At 56.8% G+C, this 20,424-nt stretch carries 22 protein-coding genes; 19 read left to right on the plus strand and 3 right to left on the minus strand.

Annotation, left to right across the window (positions count from 1 at the left end):
• The first annotated feature begins 673 nt into the window (after positions 1 to 673).
• From ltrA to CFI10_RS01930, 9 genes are all read left to right on the plus strand, one after another.
• Positions 674 to 1,954 (plus strand): group II intron reverse transcriptase/maturase, encoded by a 1,281-nt coding sequence (ltrA, locus tag CFI10_RS01890; RefSeq protein WP_206838699.1) that lies wholly within the window; start codon positions 674 to 676, stop codon positions 1,952 to 1,954.
• A 192-nt stretch (positions 1,955 to 2,146) separates the two neighbouring features.
• On the plus strand, positions 2,147 to 2,458 hold the full coding sequence (locus tag CFI10_RS01895) for a YqfO family protein (protein WP_091822765.1): 312 nt from the start codon (positions 2,147 to 2,149) through the stop codon (positions 2,456 to 2,458).
• 29 nt (positions 2,459 to 2,487) lie between these two features.
• On the plus strand, positions 2,488 to 3,846 hold the full coding sequence (locus CFI10_RS01900; protein WP_206838701.1) for a V-type ATP synthase subunit B: 1,359 nt from the start codon (positions 2,488 to 2,490) through the stop codon (positions 3,844 to 3,846).
• A gap of 7 nt (positions 3,847 to 3,853) precedes the next feature.
• On the plus strand, positions 3,854 to 4,459 hold the full coding sequence (locus CFI10_RS01905; protein WP_206838703.1) for a V-type ATP synthase subunit D: 606 nt from the start codon (positions 3,854 to 3,856) through the stop codon (positions 4,457 to 4,459).
• Positions 4,456 to 6,249: a V-type ATP synthase subunit I gene (locus CFI10_RS01910; RefSeq protein WP_206838705.1), complete on the plus strand. Its 1,794-nt coding sequence runs from the start codon at positions 4,456 to 4,458 to the stop codon at positions 6,247 to 6,249. The genes CFI10_RS01905 and CFI10_RS01910 overlap by 4 nt, the downstream gene beginning before the upstream one ends.
• Positions 6,237 to 6,683: an ATP synthase subunit C gene (locus tag CFI10_RS01915; RefSeq protein ID WP_091822756.1), complete on the plus strand. Its 447-nt coding sequence runs from the start codon at positions 6,237 to 6,239 to the stop codon at positions 6,681 to 6,683. The genes CFI10_RS01910 and CFI10_RS01915 overlap by 13 nt, the downstream gene beginning before the upstream one ends.
• Positions 6,684 to 6,694: 11 nt before the next feature.
• Positions 6,695 to 7,378 carry an ATPase gene (locus CFI10_RS01920; protein ID WP_206838708.1) on the plus strand — a complete coding sequence of 228 codons (684 nt, stop codon included), beginning with the start codon at positions 6,695 to 6,697 and terminating at the stop codon, positions 7,376 to 7,378.
• Positions 7,378 to 8,082: a hypothetical protein gene (locus CFI10_RS01925; protein WP_091822751.1), complete on the plus strand. Its 705-nt coding sequence runs from the start codon at positions 7,378 to 7,380 to the stop codon at positions 8,080 to 8,082. Before CFI10_RS01920 ends, CFI10_RS01925 begins: the two co-directional genes overlap by 1 nt.
• Positions 8,082 to 9,902 (plus strand): V-type ATP synthase subunit A, encoded by a 1,821-nt coding sequence (locus CFI10_RS01930; RefSeq protein ID WP_206838710.1) that lies wholly within the window; start codon positions 8,082 to 8,084, stop codon positions 9,900 to 9,902. Before CFI10_RS01925 ends, CFI10_RS01930 begins: the two co-directional genes overlap by 1 nt.
• On the opposite strand, the gene CFI10_RS01935 is transcribed toward CFI10_RS01930, so the two are convergent.
• On the minus strand, positions 9,903 to 10,460 hold the full coding sequence (locus tag CFI10_RS01935; protein ID WP_206841842.1) for an NUDIX hydrolase: 558 nt from the start codon (positions 10,458 to 10,460) through the stop codon (positions 9,903 to 9,905).
• Between the two features lie 124 nt (positions 10,461 to 10,584).
• Here CFI10_RS01935 and CFI10_RS01940 point away from each other — a divergent pair, with 124 nt between their 5' ends.
• Both CFI10_RS01940 and CFI10_RS01945 read left to right on the plus strand, forming a co-directional pair.
• Positions 10,585 to 11,193 (plus strand): CoA pyrophosphatase, encoded by a 609-nt coding sequence (locus tag CFI10_RS01940; RefSeq protein ID WP_206838712.1) that lies wholly within the window; start codon positions 10,585 to 10,587, stop codon positions 11,191 to 11,193.
• Positions 11,186 to 11,377: a DUF1289 domain-containing protein gene (locus CFI10_RS01945; RefSeq protein ID WP_091822743.1), complete on the plus strand. Its 192-nt coding sequence runs from the start codon at positions 11,186 to 11,188 to the stop codon at positions 11,375 to 11,377. Before CFI10_RS01940 ends, CFI10_RS01945 begins: the two co-directional genes overlap by 8 nt.
• Before the next feature lie 12 nt (positions 11,378 to 11,389).
• Here the strand turns inward: CFI10_RS01945 and CFI10_RS01950 are convergent, their stop codons facing one another.
• Positions 11,390 to 12,664 (minus strand): HlyC/CorC family transporter, encoded by a 1,275-nt coding sequence (locus CFI10_RS01950; RefSeq protein WP_091822739.1) that lies wholly within the window; start codon positions 12,662 to 12,664, stop codon positions 11,390 to 11,392.
• 73 nt (positions 12,665 to 12,737) lie between these two features.
• On the minus strand, positions 12,738 to 13,535 hold the full coding sequence (locus CFI10_RS01955) for a cytochrome C assembly family protein (RefSeq protein ID WP_091822736.1): 798 nt from the start codon (positions 13,533 to 13,535) through the stop codon (positions 12,738 to 12,740).
• Positions 13,536 to 13,690: 155 nt separating this feature from the next.
• Here CFI10_RS01955 and ffh point away from each other — a divergent pair, with 155 nt between their 5' ends.
• The 8 genes from ffh to CFI10_RS01995 all read left to right on the plus strand — a co-directional run bounded on the left by ffh (position 13,691) and on the right by CFI10_RS01995 (position 20,406).
• A complete protein-coding gene (ffh, locus tag CFI10_RS01960) occupies positions 13,691 to 15,073 on the plus strand; it encodes a signal recognition particle protein (RefSeq protein WP_091822733.1) in 1,383 nt (460 codons plus the stop codon).
• Between the two features lie 169 nt (positions 15,074 to 15,242).
• The gene (gene rpsP, locus CFI10_RS01965; protein WP_091822730.1) at positions 15,243 to 15,494 is read left to right on the plus strand and encodes a 30S ribosomal protein S16; all 252 of its coding nucleotides are present in this window, start codon (positions 15,243 to 15,245) and stop codon (positions 15,492 to 15,494) included.
• A 15-nt stretch (positions 15,495 to 15,509) separates the two neighbouring features.
• A complete protein-coding gene (rimM, locus tag CFI10_RS01970) occupies positions 15,510 to 16,049 on the plus strand; it encodes a ribosome maturation factor RimM (protein WP_091822727.1) in 540 nt (179 codons plus the stop codon).
• A gap of 3 nt (positions 16,050 to 16,052) precedes the next feature.
• The gene (gene trmD / locus CFI10_RS01975; protein ID WP_091822724.1) at positions 16,053 to 16,811 is read left to right on the plus strand and encodes a tRNA (guanosine(37)-N1)-methyltransferase TrmD; all 759 of its coding nucleotides are present in this window, start codon (positions 16,053 to 16,055) and stop codon (positions 16,809 to 16,811) included.
• A gap of 9 nt (positions 16,812 to 16,820) precedes the next feature.
• Positions 16,821 to 17,177, plus strand: a complete 357-nt coding sequence (rplS, locus tag CFI10_RS01980; RefSeq protein WP_091822721.1) for a 50S ribosomal protein L19 — start codon at positions 16,821 to 16,823, stop codon at positions 17,175 to 17,177.
• A 138-nt stretch (positions 17,178 to 17,315) separates the two neighbouring features.
• Positions 17,316 to 18,686 carry a hypothetical protein gene (locus CFI10_RS01985; protein WP_206838713.1) on the plus strand — a complete coding sequence of 457 codons (1,371 nt, stop codon included), beginning with the start codon at positions 17,316 to 17,318 and terminating at the stop codon, positions 18,684 to 18,686.
• Positions 18,683 to 19,612: a site-specific tyrosine recombinase XerD gene (xerD, locus tag CFI10_RS01990; protein ID WP_206838714.1), complete on the plus strand. Its 930-nt coding sequence runs from the start codon at positions 18,683 to 18,685 to the stop codon at positions 19,610 to 19,612. The genes CFI10_RS01985 and xerD overlap by 4 nt, the downstream gene beginning before the upstream one ends.
• 59 nt (positions 19,613 to 19,671) lie before the next feature.
• Positions 19,672 to 20,406 (plus strand): DsbC family protein, encoded by a 735-nt coding sequence (locus CFI10_RS01995; RefSeq protein WP_206838715.1) that lies wholly within the window; start codon positions 19,672 to 19,674, stop codon positions 20,404 to 20,406.
• Positions 20,407 to 20,424 lie beyond the last annotated feature (18 nt).

The raw sequence follows: 20,424 nt of genomic DNA on the forward strand, positions 1-20,424 counted from the left end.
TGAGGGGAAGACAATCCGACTGGCAAGGGCATTGCTGGCCAACGGCAGGGTCTGAAGGAAGCCATAGGACGTTAACGGTACACAACGCAAGTGAACCTGCTTCGGCAGTGCAGGTGGGTAAGCGTGCAAAATAGCGCGAAGCCCGATACTCGGTCAGACCTGTGCTGTGCTTGAGGGTGGAATCGTTAACAGGGAGCCGGTGCAGTAACCGGGGAAGCCTGACACCCTATCCGGCTCGATCGGACGTTGAGGCTCAAGGCGAAAGCCAAGGCCACAGCGGGTGTGAGGTGGCAGATGAAGCCGTAGTAGTGATGAAGTTTCGGCCTGAGAAGCCTGGCAACAGTGTGGAGGATAAAACCGGAACGACCGCTGGCGGAGGTCCAGTGGGCCGGGCAAGGTCAAAAGCCTTGGCTCGGATGCGAAGGGCGGAAGTCATTAATGAGTATGACGCACAACGAAAGGACGGTGGACGCTGTGTTCACAAGCTACCCGACGGGGTGGGGACGTGAGTTGAGGCGCTGCAGGAATGCGGTTGCTTTGGCTTTCACCGAACACGGGAGTAGAACGAGACTGTGGCGGCAGATTGCCCATGTGCTAGTACCCGGACAGATCGCTCGAAACAGACCGGCAGCCAAACCAACCTCCGGAGTCGTCATCACAGAGATGAGCAGGTATGAGGAAATACTACAGTCTTTACGGACGGTTGCTGTCGATGCGGCGTCTGTATCAAGCCTTCAAACACGTCAAACGCAACCGAGGTGCGGCCGGAGTCGATGGGCAGAGCCTGGCTGCGTTCGAAGCGAATCTGGAGGTGGAGCTGTCATGCCTGTTATCTGAACTGAAGGAAAAGCGCTATCGAGCGCAGCCTGTCAGACGCGTTACCATCGCCAAGGACGATGGTGGAGAGCGTCAGCTGGGTATTCCAACGGTTCGAGACCGAGTCGTGCAACAAGCGGTGCGCAGCCTGATTGAACCGATCTTTGATCCGGACTTTCATCCGTCAAGCTACGGGTATCGTCCGGGACGCAGTGGCCATCACGCGATAGGCAAGGCGACGCTGTTTATTCGTCGCTATCGACGTGAGTGGGTCGTGGATATGGACCTGTCGAAATGCTTCGACACGCTAAATCACGATCTGATCATCCGCCAGTTCCGCCGACGGATTACGGACGGCAGTGTATTGTCACTGTTGCGTCAGTTCCTTGAGAGCGGGGTAATGGTGGGCCACCAGTTTGAAAAGACGGATCTGGGCAGCCCACAAGGCGGCGTAATCAGTCCCCTGATTGCGAACGTCTATCTGGATGCGTTCGACCAGTTCATGAAGGCGCGGGGCCATCGGATCGTCCGCTATGCGGACGACATCCTGATCCTGTGCTGTTCAAAGGCTGGAGCGGAGAACGCGCTGAAAGTGGCTCAAGGGTATCTGGAAGAGGCATTGAAGCTGACAGTGAATGCCACCAAGACCCATATTGCACACAGCGATGATGGGATCAAGTTCCTGGGTGTCGTAATCCATACAGATTACACCCGCATTCAGGACAAGAAGGTGCTGAAACTGAAAGAGAAGTTGAAAGCGCTGACAAAGCGAAACCGTGGCACAGGACTTGCGGACACAATCCGAGAGTTGAATCCCGTGCTGCGGGGCTTCGCCAACTACTTCCGGGTCGCCCACTGTGCGCGCATACTGAAACAGGTAATGGGCTGGCTGAGGCGACGTTTACGCTGCCTTCAGCTCAAACAGTGGAAGAAACCGAGCCGGCTGCATCGTCGACTGAAACAGTTGGGCTATCGTCCGCCGTTCAAGTCGATCAAGATGAATAGCTGGCACAATGCGGCGTCTCCACTGGCCCACCAGTCGATCCCCAACGCTTATCTGCATCAAGAACTAGGGTTAATGGACTTGACCCAAGGGAGAACCGGCATCTCTGTCCCCATGCTCGGGGTCAATTACTGACATGAGCCGTATACGAGGCCCGTACGTACGGTTCTGTGAGAGGGATGAGGCGGCGACGCCTCACCCTACTCGATATGACTGCGCGCAATGTTTGTGTCACCTTGAGCTGGCATCCTGATTTCGATGCTTGCTGCGGCTGCACAGTTGGCGCTATGGTGTAGATCGATGAAGGCACTTGGCAGGGAGACAAGCATGTACAAACTCTGTTTTTTCGTCCCTGAAGCCAACTGTGAAGCGGTTAAGCAGGCTTTGTTTGCAGTTGGCGTTGGCCATATCGGCGATTATGATCAGTGTTGTTGGCAATCTCTTGGTACGGGGCAGTTTCGTCCGCTTGATGGCTCCAATCCCCACTTGGGCCGGCAGCATCAGCTGGAACGAGTAACTGAATGGAAGGTAGAAATGGTCTGCAGTGATGAGCTGATAGAGTCAGCTGTGGCAGCCCTGAAGCAGGCGCACCCCTATGAGGAAGTCGCCTACGAGGTCTACCCGCTGGCCGCATTCTGAGTGTGATGGCAAATGAGAAGGAAGTCGGTGTGACACAATTGTTGGTTCGCTACTCGCGCATTCTTGAGATCGTGGGTGATATCGTCAAAGTCCACGTGCCTGAGCCTGAAGAGGGCGAGGTTGCCGCCATCGGTTATGGAGATCTGGCGTTGATCGAAAATATCCTCGACCCGGATCAGCCTCCGTACATGGCGCAGGTGATTCAGCTGGATCGCGACAGTGTCTCACTGCAGGTATTTTCCGGCACCAAAGGTTTGTCCACCAAGGCCGGGGTTCGTTTCCTAGGTCATCCGATGCAGGTGACTTTTTCGCCGAACATCATGGGACGCGCCTTTTCCGGTTCCGGACGCGCCATTGACGGCGGTCCCAGTCTGTCCGAAGAAACCCGTATCGAAATCGATGGCCCCACCGTCAACCCGGCCCGGCGCATTTTGGCGTCACGTATGATCCGCACCGATGTGCCGATGATCGATGTGTTCAACTGCTTGGTCGAAAGCCAGAAAATCCCCATCTTCTCGGTGGCCGGTGAGCCATACAACCGCCTGCTGGCGCAGATCGGTGCTAACGCCGATGCGGATGTGGTGGTCTTTGGTGGTATCGGCCTGATCTTCGATGACTATCACTTTTTCCGCCGCGCTTTCGAAGAGGCCGGTGTTAGCGCACGCACCGTGATGTTCGTGCACCTGGGCTCCGACCCCACCGTAGAAGGCCTGCTGGTACCGGATATGGCGCTGGCGGTGGCTGAGCGTTTTGCCGTGGAAGAGGGCAAGCGGGTGCTGGTGTTGCTCACCGACATGACCGCCTATGCCGATGCGCTGAAAGAAGTGGGCATATCCATGGAACACGTGCCCTCCAACCGAGGTTATATCGGTGACCTCTATTCCCAGCTGGCGCGTCGTTACGAGAAGGCCTGCGACTACAAGGGCGCAGGCTCGGTGACTATCCTGTCGGTGACCACCATGCCGGGTGATGATGTCACCCATCCAGTGCCTGACAACACAGGCTATATCACCGAGGGACAGTTTTATCTGCACAACGGTGTGCTCGATCCCTTCGGCTCGCTGTCGCGTCTGAAGCAACACGTGATCGGCAAGGTGACCCGTGAGGATCATGGTCAGATCATGAATACCATGGTTCGCTTTTATGCCGAAGCGCGTGATGCGCAGCAAAAGCAGGCGATGTCCTTTGATCTGACCGAGTATGATGAGCGGCTGTTGAAATTTGGTGACTTGTTCCGCGATCGCTTCATGGACATCAGTGTCTCCATGCCGCTGGAGCAGGCGTTGGACCAGTGCTGGCAGACCTTGGCTGAATGCTTCAAGCCGGAAGAGCTGCTGATGAAGCAACAGCTGATCGACAAGTATTTCCCACAGCAGCAGGCAGGCTGAATCGGTTATGGCAAAGCTGGCGCTCAACAAGAGCACGCTCAACCATGAAAACCAGCGGTTGAAATCCTTCCGCCAGTTCGTTCCGGCACTGGATCTCAAGCGCAAACAGATATTGGCGGCGCGGATGAAGTCTCGCCGTGTACTGGAGCAGCTGCAGCAGGATGAGCATCAGATCAACGCCAGTGTAGCTGAGCAAATTCCCATGCTGGCCCAGACGCGGCTCGACCTGAACAGCCTGATCAGGATTCAACGGGTTGAGCACCAGCTGGATAATCTGGTGGGCATTGAATTGCCTCGCGTGGCGCGTGTTGAGCTGGACAGAGCGCAGTACTCACGACTGGCAATGCCGCAGTGGGTCGACCGTGCAGTGGATTTGATGGGCCAGATGCTTGAGCTGAAAGTGCTGCAGCAGGTTGAGCGGGTACGGCTTGAACGTCTTGAAGAGGCGCTGCAAAAAACGACACAGCGCCTTAACCTGTTTGATAAGGTCCTGATTCCCCGTACCGAGTCTAATATCCGCCGTATCCGCATCGCCCTTTCGGATGCCGAGCGTGCAGGGGTCGTGCGGGCCAAGATTGCCAAGGGGAAACGGGCCAGGGTGGCACTGCAATGAGTATTGTAACGCTGCAAAAGGCGACCTTGATCGGGTTGACCGAGGACAAGGCTCAGGTGCTGGACCAGCTGCAGGCGCTGGGGCTTGTGCATGTCATTCCGCTGCGCCATGAATCGCAGGAACCTGAGGTGGCGTTACTCGATGGTGTACACCCCGAACAGCTGCAGCAGGCTATTCGGTATCTGCTCAGTTGTCCGCAGAAGCGCAAGCAAGTGACCACGGAGCGCCATTTCAGCCTGCGACAGGTACTTGAGGGTGTCCTGAAAAATCGCAAAAAACGACTGGAATTGAACGAGCAGCGCGACTTTTTGCGCAAGCGTATCAAGGATCTGGAACCCTGGGGCAGCTTTAATCTCCCCGGCGAGCAGGGCCTGTATGGCCAGCTGCTCTGGTTCTATCTGGTGCCCAATTACCGTATGCATGAGCTGGAAGGCAATGAGCTGCCTTGGGCTGTCGTGCACCGTGACAACCGCAACTCCTATGTGGCTGTCATCTCTCGAGAAGAGCCCCGCAGTAACCAGATGCCGGTACCTCGGACTCACACCGGCTCGGTCCCGCTTGAGCAGCTTGATGCCCAACTGGAAGACCTTGAAATTGAGCTGGAAGCTCTGGACGCCGAGCGCGAGGCATTTACCCGTTGGTTGTATCTGCTGCAACGTTCACTTGCCGGCAATGAAGATGAGGCCGAGCGTGAAGAGGTCAGTCGGCAGACGCTGGATACTGAAGAGGTGTTTGCGCTGCAGGGTTGGTTTCCAGCGCAGCAGCAGGACGCCCTGGAAAGCTTTGCCCGCCGACAGGGGCTGGCGCTGGTGGTTGAAGCACCTGCCGAAGACGATCTGCCACCCACGCTGTTACAGAACCCTGATCGCATCTCCGGCGGCGAGGAGATTGTCCGTTTCTACCAGATGCCGGGTTACCGCAGTTGGGATCCATCGCGGGTGATCTTTTTCTCGTTTGCCATCTTCTTTGCCCTGATCATCTCGGATGCCGGCTATGCGCTTCTGTTGGCAGCGGTGCTTGGATTTTATTGGCGCCGCATGGGCGAAAGTGCCACCGGTCGCCGTCTGAGGGCGCTCGGGGTAACGCTCACTCTGTTTTCAGCTGCCTGGGGTGCGCTGGTGGGCAGCTACTTTGGTGCCGCTCCGCCTGAACAGCTGGAGGGTTTGAAGCTGTTTGATATGAATGATTTCGACAGCATGATGAAAATATCAGTGATCATGGGAGCCGGGCACCTGGTCTTGGCAAACCTGATTACGGCCTGGCGCAGTCGAGGCAGCACTGTCATGTTGGCCCCGCTGGGCTGGATTGTACTGATTCTGGCCGGTGTTAGCGCCTGGCTAAGGCAGCAGGTCGATATTGAATGGGCCATGCTGGCCGCGGGCGTGCTGGCGATTCTGCTCTGCTCCAGCCATCGTCCATGGCAGGGGGCGAAGAACTGGATGTGGCGGCTGATTGATGGCCTGATGGCCTTGACCGGACTGTCAAAAATGTTCGGTGATGTACTCAGCTATCTACGTCTGTTTGCACTTGGGCTGGCCAGCGCTTCGCTGGCCATCACCTTCAACCAGCTCGCCAGCGACGTTGCGGCTGCCGTTCCCGGCATGGGGCTGCTGCTGGAGGTGTTGATCCTGCTGCTGGGGCACCTGCTCAATTTTGTACTGGCCGTTGTCAGTGGTGTGATTCACGGACTGCGGTTGAATTTGATCGAGTTCTACAACTGGAGCCTTGCGGATGAAGGCTACGCATTTCAACCTTTCACCAAACGGGAGGTGAACCCTTGGACAACCTGATACTGGCACTGGGATGGGCGGGGCTGTATGGCCCCATGGCATTGGGTGCTATTGGCAGCATCATTGGCTGTGCACTGGCGGGGCAGGCTGCCTGCGGCGCGCTGCTGGAAACGGAAACCGGACATGGGCGATACGTCGGCATTGCCGCTATGCCATCGTCACAGACCATTTATGGCATCGTGGTGATGTTCTCGCTTAACCGTGAGGTGAATATCGACAATGCGCCGGGTCTGTTTGCCGTTGGCATTCTGGCGGGTCTGGCGCTGCTGTTCAGTGCGGTCCGGCAGGGGCAGTGCTGTGCCAGCGCGATCAACGTTTCCAAAATCAAGCCGGAAATATTCGGTATGTCGATTGCGCCAGCCGCCATTGTGGAAGGCTTTGCCGTGTTTGCCTTCATTTTTGCTCTGGTGATCAGCGCCGGCATTCCGGCCTGAGGAGGTAGACCATGACCGAGCAGGTTAAGAGCCATGCAGCGTCCGGCGTTGAAGAGCTGATCGAGCGCCTGCGAGAGCAGGGTGTCGAGCAGGGCCAGCAGCGTGCAGCCGAGCTGATAGAAGAAGCCGAGCACCGCGCTGACTGGCTGCTGCAGCAGGCGCGTCAGGAAGCGGATGAGCTCAAGCGCAAGGCGCATGATGAGGCTGAGCGCATGAAGCGTGCCGGCGAAGACGCATTGAAAATGGCCGCTCGCGACATGAATCTGCAGGTGCGTGAGATGTTGTCGCGGACCTTTGCCGACCGGGTGAAGCTGTTGATCAGCGAGGAGCTGGACAGCCATGCGTTCATGCGTGAACTGATCCGTGAAGTGGTACTGCAGGCCTGTGGTGATGCTGATCTGGCCAGTATGGAAAAAATTGACTTGCTGTTGCCGGCTGATTTCATTGGTCTGGAAGAGCTGCGGCGCCATCCTCAGGCCTACAGAGCCAGCCAGCTAAGCCAGTACGTGCAGGAGCAGCTCAGCGTGTTGCTGCGCGAGGGTATAGTACTGGATACCCATGATGGCAAGGGAATCAGGATTCGGACCAATGGCGAGGCTACCGAGATCGACCTGAGCGACCGTGCGCTGGCAGAATTGCTGCTGCGTCACCTGCAGCCACGCTTCAGAGCGATACTGGAAGGGGTGATCCGCTAGTGTCCTCGTCTTCCTACTACACGCTCATTCCTGCACTGCCGGCCTTGCCGGCACGCATGGATCAGCTCAAGGAGCTGCCGATCTCGATTCTGCAGTTGGAAAAGCGGCTGGGCATGCTCGAGGCAGCGGATCAGCGGCAGCTGGCACTGGCGCTGCGTCTGTTTCAGCGTGAGCGTGATGGTGATGAAGAGTTGTCTGACCGGGATGAAGTCCAGCACTGGCAGCAGGAACTGGCACAGATTCAGGACCACGCGCTGAAGCAGTTGCTGGAACAGCACCTGGTCTGGCGTACCCTGATTGCCGCTCAGCGCTATCGGCTGGCGGGGCAGTCGGAGGGTAATGGGTTTCAGGGCTTCGGTGATCTGGTGTGGCTGATACGGCGCCACTGGCAGGAGTCCGACTTTTCCCTTGGCGGGCGTTTTCCATGGTTGGTTGAAGCCCAGAGTATGCTTAAAAAGGGTCAAAGTGCTGAGCTGGAGCAGCAGTTGCTGGTCTGGTTCTGGCAGCAGCTGCGTGAGCTTGAGCAGTGTAACCCCTTCAGTTTTACTGCCGTGGCCGCCTACCGCCTGCGCTGGTCGATTGCCGAATACCGGCTGCGCTGGCAGGGTGAGCAGGCGCAGGAGCAGTTCAGCCGGCTGGTAACCAGCGCGTTGGCAGGATTCAAACAGGATGAGACTCTCCACTCAGTGACAGAGGCAGGATAATGAGTTCAGCGAATACCGTGACCGCACGTGTGACCGGCGTGCATGATGATATTGTCAGTATCCGCATGCTGCGTGATGCAGAGGGTGAGTTTTACCCTCTGACCAAAAACGAAGTGGTACTGATCTGTCCGCAGCGGAGTGAGGCTGGCCGTACGGAAAAGCTGCAGGCCGAAGTGCTTCGGGTGCGCCATGGCGAAGCTGATGTGCAGGTGTTTGAGACCACGCGTGGTGTGGCCATCGGTGATGCGGTTGAGCAAACCGGACAGATGCTCTCCGTAGCGCTGGGGCCGGGCCTGCTGGGGCAGGTTTATGATGGCTTGCAGAATCCGCTGGAACTGATCGCCGGCCAGCACGGTTTTTTTCTGCCGCGTGGCCTAGCCGTTGACGGTATCGATCAGAATCAGAAATGGTCGTTCCAGCCAGTGGTTAAAGTGGGTACCCGGGTCAAGGCCGGTGATCTGTTGGGACGTGTGCCTGAAGGCAAGTTCAGCCACAAGATTATGGTGCCGTTCAATTTGCGCGGCGAAGCAGAGGTCAGCTGGGTGCAGGAGGGCAGCTTCAGTGTTGCAACCCCGGTGGTTCGGCTGCGGCTGGCTAATGGTCAGGAGCGTGAAGTCAGCATGCAACAGCGCTGGCCGGTGCGTGTACCGGTTAACCGTGATCTGTTGCGCGAAGGCTACAACCAGCGGCTGTTTCCACAACAGCCCATGCTGACCAGCATTCGCCTGATCGACACCTTTTTTCCGGTGGCGCTGGGTGGTACTGCCTGCATCCCCGGCCCCTTCGGTGCCGGCAAGACGGTATTGCAGGGACTGATTTCGCGCTACTCCAACGTCGATATCGTGGTGATCGTGGCCTGCGGCGAGCGCGCCGGTGAGGTGGTGGAAACCATTACCGAATTTCCCAACCTGCCCGACCCGCGTGGCGGTACGCTGATGGACCGTACCGTTATTATCTGCAACACCTCATCAATGCCGGTGGCTGCCCGCGAAGCATCGATCTATACCGGTATTACCATCAGCGAATACTACCGTCAGATGGGCTATAACGTACTGGTCATTGCGGACTCAACGTCGCGCTGGGCACAGGCTATGCGTGAAACGTCAGGCCGCCTTGAAGAGATTCCCGGTGAAGAGGCGTTTCCTGCCTATCTTGACTCGGCCGTGAGAGCACTTTACGAAAGGGCGGGTATGGTGCAGACCAACGACGGCAGTACCGGTAGCCTGACGCTGATAGGCACCGTATCGCCCGCAGGCGGTAACTTTGAAGAGCCGGTGACCCAGTCCACCCTGCGTACGGTGAAAACCTTTCTCGGCCTCAGTGCCGAGCGCGCTTACAAGCGCGCCTACCCAGCGGTGGATCCGCTGATCTCCTGGTCACGCTATCTGGATCAGTTGGAAGACTGGTTTACGCGCGAGCTATCCGACGGCTGGGTCGGGCAGGTCAAGCGCATGATTGAGCTGATCCGTGACGGCGAACAGGTTCAACAGATGATGCAGGTAACCGGTGAGGAAGGGGTAACCCTGGACGATTATCTGACTTTCCAGAAGGCTCAGTGTCTGGATCAGGTGTATCTGCAACAGGATGCCTTCGACGACGTCGATGCTTCCACCTCGCTCAGTCGTCAGCAGGAGTTGTTCGGATTACTGGTGCGCTGTCTGGACCACCCGCTGAAGCTGGAGGAAAAGGAGCAGGTGCGTGAGCACTTTGTCCGCCTCAGTGGTCTGTTCCGCAACCTGAACTACAGCCGCCAGGACAGCCCCGACTACACTCGATTCCTGCAGGAGATCGAGATGGTCGGCCTTTCGGCGGCAGGCTAATCAGGGTTTGAGCAGCAGGCTGTCGGTACCGGGCTCCATCTCAATATGGCGCAACGGGAAATGGTTCTCGCGCCGGTCCGCAAAGTAAAAGCGCAGGGCGTTCCGAATGGTGGTAAAAGCCAGCTGGTCCCAGGGGATTTCATCTTCACTGAACAGGCGGCTTTCCAGCGTCTCGTTACTGATGCCGAATTCGGGGCGCTCCAGTTCTGCCAGATAAATCAGCTGCACCTGATTGACATGGATAATGGATGTAAGCGTGTAAAGCTGCTTAAGCTGCACCCTGGCCTGGGCCTCTTCCAGCGTTTCCCGCAGGGCAGCCTGCTCGGTGGACTCGCCGTTTTCCATAAACCCGGCCGGCAGCGTCCAGTAGCCATAGCGTGGCTCGATGGCGCGGCGACACAGCAGCACCTGGTCGCCGTACACCGGCAGGCAGCCGGCGATGATGCGCGGGTTCTGGTAATGAATACGACCGCAGCTTTCGCATACGTGTCTTGGTCGGTTGTCGCCTTCGGGTACTCTCAAGCTAACGCGTTCGCCGCAGTGGCTGCAGAAGTTCATTGGCGGTGCCTGTTCCGGTTCAGAGTTGGCAGGGTAACGTCCCGCAATGGCGGGGTGCAAGCAGGGTCGCTGATGCCTGTCGTGCAGGGTATTATAGTGATCCCGTCCACAAATGGATCGTTTCATGTCTGACCCGCTTCACCAACTGCGTCATCGCTTGCAACGACATCGCCCCTGGCGGCTGCGTACGGCTGGGCGTGAAGCCGGAGTGCTGCTGGCGCTCACGGATAGCGCCGACCCGGAAGTGATTGTAACCCTGCGTTCGCCCTACCTTTCTACTCACAGTGGAGAGATGGCGTTTCCTGGCGGCAAGCGAGATCCTGAAGACCCTGATTTGCTGGCAACCGCGCTGCGCGAGGCTGAAGAAGAAATTGCCCTGCCGCCGGGACAGGTTGAAGTGATCGGCTCACTGGGGCAAGTTGTCTCAAAACACCTGTTGCAGGTGACCCCTTGGGTGGGAGTGATTCCATCGCGTCTGCCGCTGGAACCCAATCCCGGCGAGATTGACAGCATCCATCGGGTACCACTCAGCTACCTGCTTGACCCGGCCAACCGACGCCTTGATCAGATCGATTTTGCCGGCAAGATGCGCTACGTACCCGCCTGGCACTGGCAGGGTGAGGTGATATGGGGTCTGACAGCCTATATTCTGGCGGAGCTGCTTAATGTGGGTTTTGATGCCGACATTCCGATGCGACCCCGCCCCGAACACCGCGAGACCGAGCATGAATAAATATGCCGATGAAAAACCGGTGCCGAGCCCCTGTGTCAGTGTGTGCGCACTGGGTGAGGGTGATATTTGCATTGCCTGCCACCGCAGCGGCGAGGAGATCAGCCGCTGGGGGAGCATGAATAATGACGAGAAGCGGGCGGTCTGGGCGCTGATTCGGCAGCGGGAACAGGGTGAGATGCTGTGATCTCGCCAGAGTTTAGAAGCTTTCCAGGGCCTTGGCTGTCTTGGTAATGCGCACGGTTTTGACCAAGTTGTCACAGATCTGCAGGGTTTCCATTCGATAGCCAGATACCTCCAGGCAGACGTTGGCGTCCGGAATCGACTCCAGAATTTCCGTGATCAAGCCATTCAGTGTCTTGGGGCCGTCAGTCGGCAGGCTCCAGTGTAGAGCCTTGTTGACTTCACGGATGTAGGCGCTGCCATCGATAAAAAAGCTGCCGTCTTCCTGTGGGTGTATCTCCTGGTTCAGGTCATCATGGTCATTGGACATCTCTCCCACGATCTCTTCCAGAATATCTTCCAGTGTCACGATCCCTTCAACATCCCCGTATTCGTCCACCACGACACCGATGCGGCGGCTGTGGCGCTGGAAGTTGAGCAGCTGAGTCTGGAGGGGTGTGCTTTCTGGAACAAAGTAGGCTTCATGCACAACCTGCATGATGGCCGGCTTGGTCAGATTGCCCTGCTGAATAAGCTGGGCGAGATTGCGCATGTGCAGGATGCCGACAATGTTGTTGATGTCGCCGCGATAAACCGGAAGACGCGTGTGCCCGGTTTTGGACAACAGCTCCAGAATCTGATCCATCTCCAAATCCAGGTCGATTCCTTCCACTTCGTTACGCGGAATCATGATGTCGTTGACCGTGACCTCATTCAGTTCCAGTACTCCGAGCAGCATCGACTGGTTGCGATGGGGCAGCAGTGAGCCCGCCTCATGTACGATGGTCCGCAGCTCCTCGGTACTCAGGTGTTCGTTGCCGGCATCATTGACGTTGACGCCAAATAGACGCAGGAAACCATTGGTAATCCCGTTAATGACCCAAACCAGCGGGTAAGCCAGCTTCAGCAGCGGCTTCAGAATATAGGAGGCGGGAAAAGCGATTCTTTCCGGGTGCAGAGCGGCCATGGTTTTGGGTGATACTTCAGCGAAAATGAGTATCACCAGCGTCAGTCCAGCGGTGGCGATGGCAATGCCGGCGTCCCCCCAGAGGCGGACGGCAATCACGGTGGCAATGGCGGAAGCGAGAATGTTGACGAAGTTGTTGCCGATCAGAATCAGGCCAATCAGCCGGTCCGGTCGTTCCAGCAGACTATTGGCCCTGCGTGCTCCGCGATGACCGCTCTTGACCAAATGGCGCAGTCGGTAGCGGTTGAGGGACATCATCCCGGTCTCGGAGCTGGAGAAAAATGCTGAACAGAAGATCAGCAGAACCAGGATGGCGGTAAGTGTGCTTATCGACGCGTCGTCCAAGGGACAGGAACCTTTGTTTGCGGATTTGGGCGTTCATTTTCTGGTCAGCCACAGGGGCTGTCAAGCGAGCGGGCTACATCTTGAGTAGCATCTCCAATACCAGTTTGGAGCCAAAAAAGCCCAACATCAGCAATACGAAGCCACCCAACGTCCAGCGTACAGCAGTTTGGCTGCGCCAGCCCAAGAAGTGTCGCCCCGCCAGCAGAAGGGCATATACACTCCAGGCGATCAGCGAAAACAGCGTCTTGTGGACCAAGTGCTGGGCAAACAGGTTGTCAACAAACAGGAAGCCGCTGATCAGGGCGGCGGTCAGTAGCAGGAAACCGGCCCAGAGGCTCTCAAACAGTAAGCGCTCCATGATTTGCAGCGGTGGCAGCGAAGCAACCAATCCGCGGGTATGGTGTTGCTTCAGGGCGCGTTCCTGACGCGACAGCATCAGGGCCTGTACGGTAGCGATGGTGAAAAGGCTATAGGCCAGCAGTGACAGCAGGATGTGCGCCAGCAAACCACCGGCGTAAGGTTTGTGTATGTTGGCTTCGGGTGTGACTGCTGTCAGCAGTGCCGTGATGGCGGCCAGAGGAAACACACCTACGAACAGGTTATCGAGCCGGTGTCTGAGGCTGCTGATAAGTACCAGTCCTGCCACGACCCAGGCGATGAGAGAGCCGACCGGGAAGAAACTGAGGTCGATGCCATTCGGGTGGTGCAACTCCAGATACACGGCATAGCCCTGCAGCAGAAAACCGGCAAGGCCCAGGATGCGAATGGGGGTGCGGAGCTGTTCATGGGCCGTGGACGACAGCCGACGACACTGCAGTACCGTGGCAATCGCATAGCAGAGTACAGCAACGAGTGTCGTGGTGATCAGCATCCATATCCTCCCTAAAGACCGCCAAGTGTGGCACAAATGCGCAGAGGAGGAAATATAAGGTGCCGCCTGGGCGGGGGGTCCTGTATAATATGTCGCCAAAGCGTTTTAAAAAGGTGGCTGCCGGGAGTGCGGTCGCCGGCAGATAGAGGTATGCGATGTTTGATAATCTGACAGAACGGCTTACACAGACACTGCGCAGTGTAACCGGTCAGGCAAAGCTGACTGAAGACAACATCAAGGGCACGTTGCGTGAAGTGCGCATGGCATTGCTCGAGGCGGATGTCGCCCTGCCTGTGGTGAAAGATTTCATCAACAGCGTGAAGGAACGCGCTGTAGGTCAGGAAGTCAGCAAGAGCCTGAGTCCTGGGCAGGTCTTCGTCAAGATCGTTAATGAGGAACTGGTCCGCGTCATGGGTGAAGCCAACGCGGAACTGGATCTTGCGGCAACGCCTCCAGCTGTGCTGATGATGGCGGGTCTGCAAGGTGCGGGTAAAACCACCTCGGTGGCCAAGTTGGCGCGCTTTCTCAAGGAACGCAAGAAAAAGAAAGTGCTGGTGGTGTCTGCAGACGTATACCGTCCGGCTGCGATTCGTCAGCTGGAAACACTGGCCGGTGAAGTGGGTGTCGAGTTCTTCCCCTCCAGTGCTGACCAGGATCCAATCTTTATTGCTGAACAGGCGATTCAGCACGCTCGCGTCAAGGCGTTCGATGTTCTGATTCTCGATACTGCGGGTCGTCTCCATGTCGATGAAGACATGATGCAGGAGATCAAGCGTCTGCATGCCGCCGTTAACCCGGTCGAAACTCTGTTTGTCGTGGACTCGATGACAGGTCAGGACGCGGCCAATACAGCGCGTTCTTTCAATGAAGTGTTGCCGCTGACCGGTGTGATTCTCACCAAAACCGATGGTGATGCCCGTGGTGGTGCCGCTCTGTCTGTGCGTCATGTCACCGGCAAGCCGATCAAGTTCCTGGGGATTGGCGAAAAGACCGATGCGCTTGAGCCGTTTCACCCGGATCGTGTTGCCTCACGCATTCTCGGCATGGGTGACGTACTGTCGCTGATCGAGGAAGCCGAGCACAAGATCGACAAGGAAAAGGCCGAAAAATTTGCCAAGAAGATCACCAAGGGCAAGGGCTTTGATCTTGAGGACTTCAAGGAGCAGATCCAGCAGATGCAGAGCATGGGCGGCATGATGTCGATGCTGGAAAAGCTGCCGGGCATGGGGCAGATGGCACAGGCTGCGCAGGCTGCACAGGCCGAAAAGGGTGTGTTGCAGATGGTTTCTATCATTAACTCCATGACACCGCATGAGCGTCGTCATCCTGATATTGTGTCGGGGTCACGCAAGCGTCGTATCGCACAGGGTTCAGGCACACAGGTTCAGGATGTGAACCGTCTGCTTAAACAGCACAAGCAGATGGCGAAAATGATGAAAAAATTCGGTTCCAAGTCTGGGATGGCCAAGCTGGCACGTGGCATGAAAGGCATGATGCCCCCAGGCATGGGCGGAGGCGGCGGCTTTCCGCGCTTCTGAGCTGATTAAAAACTGATCTTTTTGCTTTCAACGGGCGGTGGTTTCACGTAAAATCACCGCCCTGTTTAGTTTGGCCTTCGTTTATCTGGGCAGTTTGGCCGGGGAAGCGAAGAAACAAGAATGATGGGCGATCCTAAAACCCATCCAGCGAAATAAAGGGGTCCAGCGCATGGTCACTATTCGTTTGTCTCGTGGTGGCGCTAAAAAGCGTCCGTTTTATCACATCACTGTAGCCGATTCGCGCAATGCGCGTGATGGCCGCTTTATCGAGCGGGTCGGTTTCTTCAACCCGGTTGCACGTGGTCAGGAAGAGCGTCTGCGCGTTAACCTGGAACGTGTTGAGTACTGGGTTGGCAAGGGTGCTCAGGCTTCTGAGCGTGTTGCTCAGCTGCTCAAAGAAGCACGCAAGGCAGCAGAGTAAGGTCGGATTCGGGCCGTGTCAGTAAATAGTGAAAAACAGGAAGGTCTGGTTGTACTGGGGCGCTTCACTGCACCTTATGGGATCAAGGGCTGGATCAAGATTCATTCCTATACCGAGCCCATGGAAAACATACTGAACTACAACTCATGGCTGGTTGAGTCAGGCGGGCAGAAAGTGCCTGTCAGGCTGGAAGCTGGCAAACGCCATGGGAAAGGCCTGATCGCCAAATTGGCCGGTGTGAATACTCCGGAAGAGGCAAAGCTCTGGCATGGGCGCGAGATTATGGTGCCCCAGACTGAGTTGCCTGATCTGGAGGCCGGTGAGTATTACTGGAGCCAGCTGGAAAACCTGTTGGTTTACACCGAATCCGGCGTATTGCTGGGACGGGTGAGTCACCTGATGGAAACCGGTGCGAATGACGTGCTGGTGGTGAAGGGTACGGCCGAGAGTATTGATCGCGAACAGCGCTTGATTCCCTGGCTGCCTGATCAGGTGGTGAAAGAGGTTGATCTTGATTCAGGATTGATGCGGGTCGATTGGGATCCGGATTTCTGAGTGATGTGGTTCGGGATCGTCAGCCTGTTCCCGGAGATGTTCGAGGCGGTTACCCGCTATGGCATCACCGGACGGGCGGTTCGTAACGGCCTGCTGCAGGTGGAGTGCTGGAATCCCCGCGACTTCACCCATGATCGGCATCGCACAGTGGATGATCGCCCGTATGGCGGTGGCCCTGGCATGCTGATGAAAGTGCAGCCGCTGCGTGATGCGATTCTGGCTGCAAAAGAAACCGCCGGTGAGGGCGCTCGGGTGATCTATCTGTCACCCCAGGGGCGCCGCCTTGATCAGGCGGGTGTGTGTGAGCTGGCAGCAGCGGAAAAGTTGATTCTGGTGGCCGGACGCTATGAAGGCATTGATGAGCGTCTGTTGCAGAGCGAAATTGACGAAGAGTGGTCACTGGGCGACTTTGTCCTCAGTGGCGGCGAGCTGCCGGCCATGGTGATGGTGGATGCAGTGGCAAGAATGATACCGGGTGTACTCGGTCATCAGGACTCTGCAACCGAGGATTCCTTCTTTGAGGGTCTGCTTGACTGTCCCCACTACACCCGGCCCGAAGAACTGGCGGGGCAGCAGGTGCCCGCAGTGTTGCTCAGCGGCAACCATGCCGAGATTCGGCGCTGGCGACTGAAGCAGCAGCTGGGAAGGACCTGGGAACGGCGTCCGGACCTGCTGCAAAAGATTGATCTGAACCCCGAGCAGCAGACGTTGTTAAGCGAATATGTCCGCGAGGCCCAGGAGGCCAGCGGTAGAAATACTTAGGAGCGAGCGATGAGCAACAAGAGCCTGATTATTCAGCAGATTGAAGCTGAACAGATGAGCAAAGAGATCCCGGCATTTGCACCGGGTGATACCGTAGTGGTACAGGTACGCGTAGTAGAAGGCACTCGTAGCCGTCTGCAGGCGTTTGAAGGTGTAGTGCTGGGCAAGCGTAACCGCGGCCTGAACTCCGCTTTCACCGTGCGCAAGATCTCCCACGGTGTGGGCGTTGAGCGTACTTTCCAGACCTTCAGCCCGACTGTTGAACAGATCGAAGTGAAGCGTCGCGGTGACGTACGTCAGGCCAAGCTGTACTACTTGCGTGAGCGTAGCGGCAAGTCTGCACGCATCAAGGAAAAGCTGGGCTGAGGTACGCCTCACCCAACGATCCAGAAAAAGGCAGCCATTGTGGCTGCCTTTTTTGTTGATCTGGATGCTCGCCATTTGTATGGTCAGGTCCTAGAATTCTTCTCTGAACGGAAACTGAATGGGTGCAGGAGTGTCGCCATGCGCAAGCTGGGAACGGGAGTGGTGGTTCTGATACTGATCGCAGCGGCCTCGTATGGCTTCTATTGGTTTCAGGTCAAAAGCAAAGCCGATGAATTGTCGCAGCAGATGGCACCTTTTGCTGAAGTTAGCTATGGGTCCGTCTATGCTCACCCGGATGGCACTGTTGGCGTCAATAATCTGGTGATATCGCCCCGTCAGGTGCATGCACCTGTCAGTATCGATGCAGTGCGTATCCGTGCAGGTAACCCTCTTTTCTTTCTCTTTGGTGGTGATGCTCCGCCCGAACAGCTTAACGTCAGTTTGAAGCGGATGAGACAGGGGCTGGACTCGGAGCTGTTCCGTATGGCTCAGCAGCAGTCCGACCTGATGCTTGAATCCAATCCGCTCTATGTCAGCCCTAATGCATTGGGGTGTGGCAATGTACGTCAGTTTGATATCAATACCATGAAACGGATGGGATTCAGCGAAATGCTGATGGATATCAACCTGGACTATCGAGGCGACAACCAGGCGCGCAAGGTGCATCTTGACCTGTTCGTGGATATACAAGACCTGGCTGAAACGCGCATGGAAATGGCCATTAATGCTGATCCAAGCCAGTTGCAGAATCCGATGATGGCCAGCGGCAATGCGCGTCTTGAAACACTCTCGTTCAGCTATGCGGATCAAGGCTATAATCAGCGGCGTGATCGTTTTTGCGCTGCTGAGTCGGGTATAAAACCTGACGAGTATCGGCAGCAGCACCGGCAGCTTTTCGTTCAATGGCTGAATGCCAGTGGGGTTGAACTGCCTGACAGCCTGTTGACGGCCTATTTTGACCTGCAGAAGCCAGACGCTGACATGGCTTTAAGTCTGCGTCCGGTGGGTGGTGTTGGTGCTGCCGAACTGATGATGCAGGATCCGATGACTGTGTTGCAATCACTCAATCTGCAGTTCAGCATCAATGGTAAGCCGCTGGCGCTTGACGGCATCAACTGGCTTGAATTAATGACGGGGCTGGCTATGGCCGGTAACCCCGGTCGCGTGGAGTCTGGTGCTGAGCCTGAAGAAGACGCAGCCGTCGCGGAGGCTGAAGCGGAATTATCGGGTGGCGTAGAGGCCCTACAGGCAGTAGAGTCTGATTCAGCTCCAGGACAACGGGTCCGGGCGAGGCCGGTGATAAAACGATATCAGCCAACGCCATTGGCAGAACTGCCAGCCTATCTGGGCTCTCCTGTACGCATTTTCACCTACTTCGGCAACGATGTGGAAGGTCAGCTGGTACATGCTGACGGGCAGGGTGTCAGAGTCATACAGAGATTGAAGCAGGGTGTCGCCGAGTACCCTCTGGATAACGACCGTATTCAGCAGGCTGAGGTCTGGCGTTGAGTGCAGATCGTCGTTGTACCGCAGTAACCGTTGCCGCAGAGGATGAACAACAGATTGATCTGTGGCTCGACAGTCTGTGGCTGGAAAAGGGGTTGAGTGATAACTCGATCGCCTCATATCGGCGCGATCTGCGCCAGTATGCGCACTGGTTGAGCCGCCGTGGTGAGCACCTGCTGCAGGCGGGTCGAAACAGTTTGCAGCAGTATCTGAACTGGCGCCTGCAACAGCAGCTGCGCAGCAGTTCAACCTCTCGCCTGCTTTCCTGTTTACGTGGGTTCTACCGTTACCAGTTGCGCGAGGCGCGCATTGTCGAGGATCCGACACTGAATCTGGACAATCCGCGTATGGGGCGGCCACTGCCCAAAACCCTGACCGAACAGGATGTGGAATCTCTACTGGCTGCTCCGGATGTGAGTGAGCCGCTGGGCCTCAGGGATCGAACCATGCTGGAACTGCTGTATGCGACCGGCCTGCGTGTGACCGAGTTGATATCACTGCAGCTGGAGCAGATCAACAGTCGGCTTGGCGTTATTCGAGTGGTTGGCAAGGGTGACAAGGAGCGGCTGGTACCGGTCGGTGATGAAGCGCTTCACTGGGTGGGGCGTTATCTGGACCAGGCTCGGCCGCTGTTGACCGACAACCCGCGGGAAGAAACCCTGTTTGTCAGTCGTCGCGGTCAGGCCATGACCCGACAAACCTTCTGGTACCGGGTGCGCCGCTATGCCATCGAAAGCGGGATCGACAAACCGCTTTCACCACATGTGCTGCGCCATGCCTTTGCCACCCACCTGCTCAATCATGGCGCAGATTTGCGCGTTGTACAGATGCTGCTGGGCCATAGTGATCTGTCCACAACCCAAATCTATACCCATGTGGCCAGCCATCGCCTGCAGCAGCTGCACCAGGCACATCATCCACGTGGATAGGAACCAATTAACGAATTCGTGTTCTACCTGAAACGGTTCACCTGAAAATAGAGGTTTACATGCGATCAACAACACTGACTTCCGCCCTGATGCTGGTACTCACGGGCTCGGTCTGGGCAGCTGATGAAGCTGCCGAAAAAATCCGTCAGCAGCTCAACAGTGTGGACAGTCGGCTTAAGGTGCAAAGCGTGGAGCCAGCACCCATGGCCGGGCTGTATGAGGTGGTGCTGAGCAGCGGTGAAACCCTGTATGCCGACAGTGAGGGCACGCACCTTTTGGCAGGGCAGCTGTATCGGGTGGATACAGAGCAGGGACTGGTCAATCTGACTGAACAGAAACGTAACGAAGCCCGTCAACTTGCAATGCAGGGCGTTGAAGAGGCCGATATGGTGGTCTACAGGCCGGCAGGTGAGATCAAGGCGACTGTCAACGTATTCACGGATGTAGATTGCCCTTACTGCCGCAAGCTCCATGACGAGGTGCCGGCACTGAATCGCATGGGGGTGCAGGTGAACTATCTTGCCTTCCCGCGTGGCGGCCCCCAGTCCAAGACTTTCTCCCGAATGGAATCGATCTGGTGTGGCAACGAACAGGAGCGTCGTGAGCGCATGGATGAAGTCAAGGCCGGTGATTCAATCAGCCAGCAGGAGTGCGACAACCCGGTGCAGGCACAGTATGAACTGGGCCAGAAAGTTGGTGTCACGGGCACTCCTGCTCTGGTACTGGAAGATGGCTCACTGCTGCCCGGCTATGTGCCTGCCGCACGTCTGCAGCAGATGCTGGGACTGAACTGATTGGGTCAAACCGGGAAT

The sequence above is a fragment of the Marinobacterium iners genome (genome assembly GCF_017310015.1).
In the GTDB taxonomy this organism is placed as follows: Bacteria; Pseudomonadota; Gammaproteobacteria; order Pseudomonadales; family Balneatricaceae; genus Marinobacterium; species Marinobacterium iners.

Bases quoted from the DNA above. Each gene is read 5' to 3' on its own strand.
- trmD (WP_091822724.1), top strand. From the start codon at position 16,053: ATGTGGTTCGGGATCGTCAGCCTGTTCCCGGAGATGTTCGAGGCGGTT.
- rplS (WP_091822721.1), top strand. From the start codon at position 16,821: ATGAGCAACAAGAGCCTGATTATTCAGCAGATTGAAGCTGAACAGATG.
- CFI10_RS01895 (WP_091822765.1), top strand. From the start codon at position 2,147: ATGTACAAACTCTGTTTTTTCGTCCCTGAAGCCAACTGTGAAGCGGTT.
- CFI10_RS01955 (WP_091822736.1), bottom strand. From the start codon at position 13,535: ATGCTGATCACCACGACACTCGTTGCTGTACTCTGCTATGCGATTGCC.
- ffh (WP_091822733.1), top strand. From the start codon at position 13,691: ATGTTTGATAATCTGACAGAACGGCTTACACAGACACTGCGCAGTGTA.
- CFI10_RS01985 (WP_206838713.1), top strand. From the start codon at position 17,316: ATGCGCAAGCTGGGAACGGGAGTGGTGGTTCTGATACTGATCGCAGCG.
- rpsP (WP_091822730.1), top strand. From the start codon at position 15,243: ATGGTCACTATTCGTTTGTCTCGTGGTGGCGCTAAAAAGCGTCCGTTT.
- CFI10_RS01920 (WP_206838708.1), top strand. From the start codon at position 6,695: ATGACCGAGCAGGTTAAGAGCCATGCAGCGTCCGGCGTTGAAGAGCTG.
- CFI10_RS01910 (WP_206838705.1), top strand. From the start codon at position 4,456: ATGAGTATTGTAACGCTGCAAAAGGCGACCTTGATCGGGTTGACCGAG.
- ltrA (WP_206838699.1), top strand. From the start codon at position 674: ATGAGGAAATACTACAGTCTTTACGGACGGTTGCTGTCGATGCGGCGT.
- CFI10_RS01945 (WP_091822743.1), top strand. From the start codon at position 11,186: ATGAATAAATATGCCGATGAAAAACCGGTGCCGAGCCCCTGTGTCAGT.
- CFI10_RS01905 (WP_206838703.1), top strand. From the start codon at position 3,854: ATGGCAAAGCTGGCGCTCAACAAGAGCACGCTCAACCATGAAAACCAG.
- CFI10_RS01935 (WP_206841842.1), bottom strand. From the start codon at position 10,460: ATGAACTTCTGCAGCCACTGCGGCGAACGCGTTAGCTTGAGAGTACCC.
- CFI10_RS01995 (WP_206838715.1), top strand. From the start codon at position 19,672: ATGCGATCAACAACACTGACTTCCGCCCTGATGCTGGTACTCACGGGC.
- CFI10_RS01940 (WP_206838712.1), top strand. From the start codon at position 10,585: ATGTCTGACCCGCTTCACCAACTGCGTCATCGCTTGCAACGACATCGC.
- CFI10_RS01930 (WP_206838710.1), top strand. From the start codon at position 8,082: ATGAGTTCAGCGAATACCGTGACCGCACGTGTGACCGGCGTGCATGAT.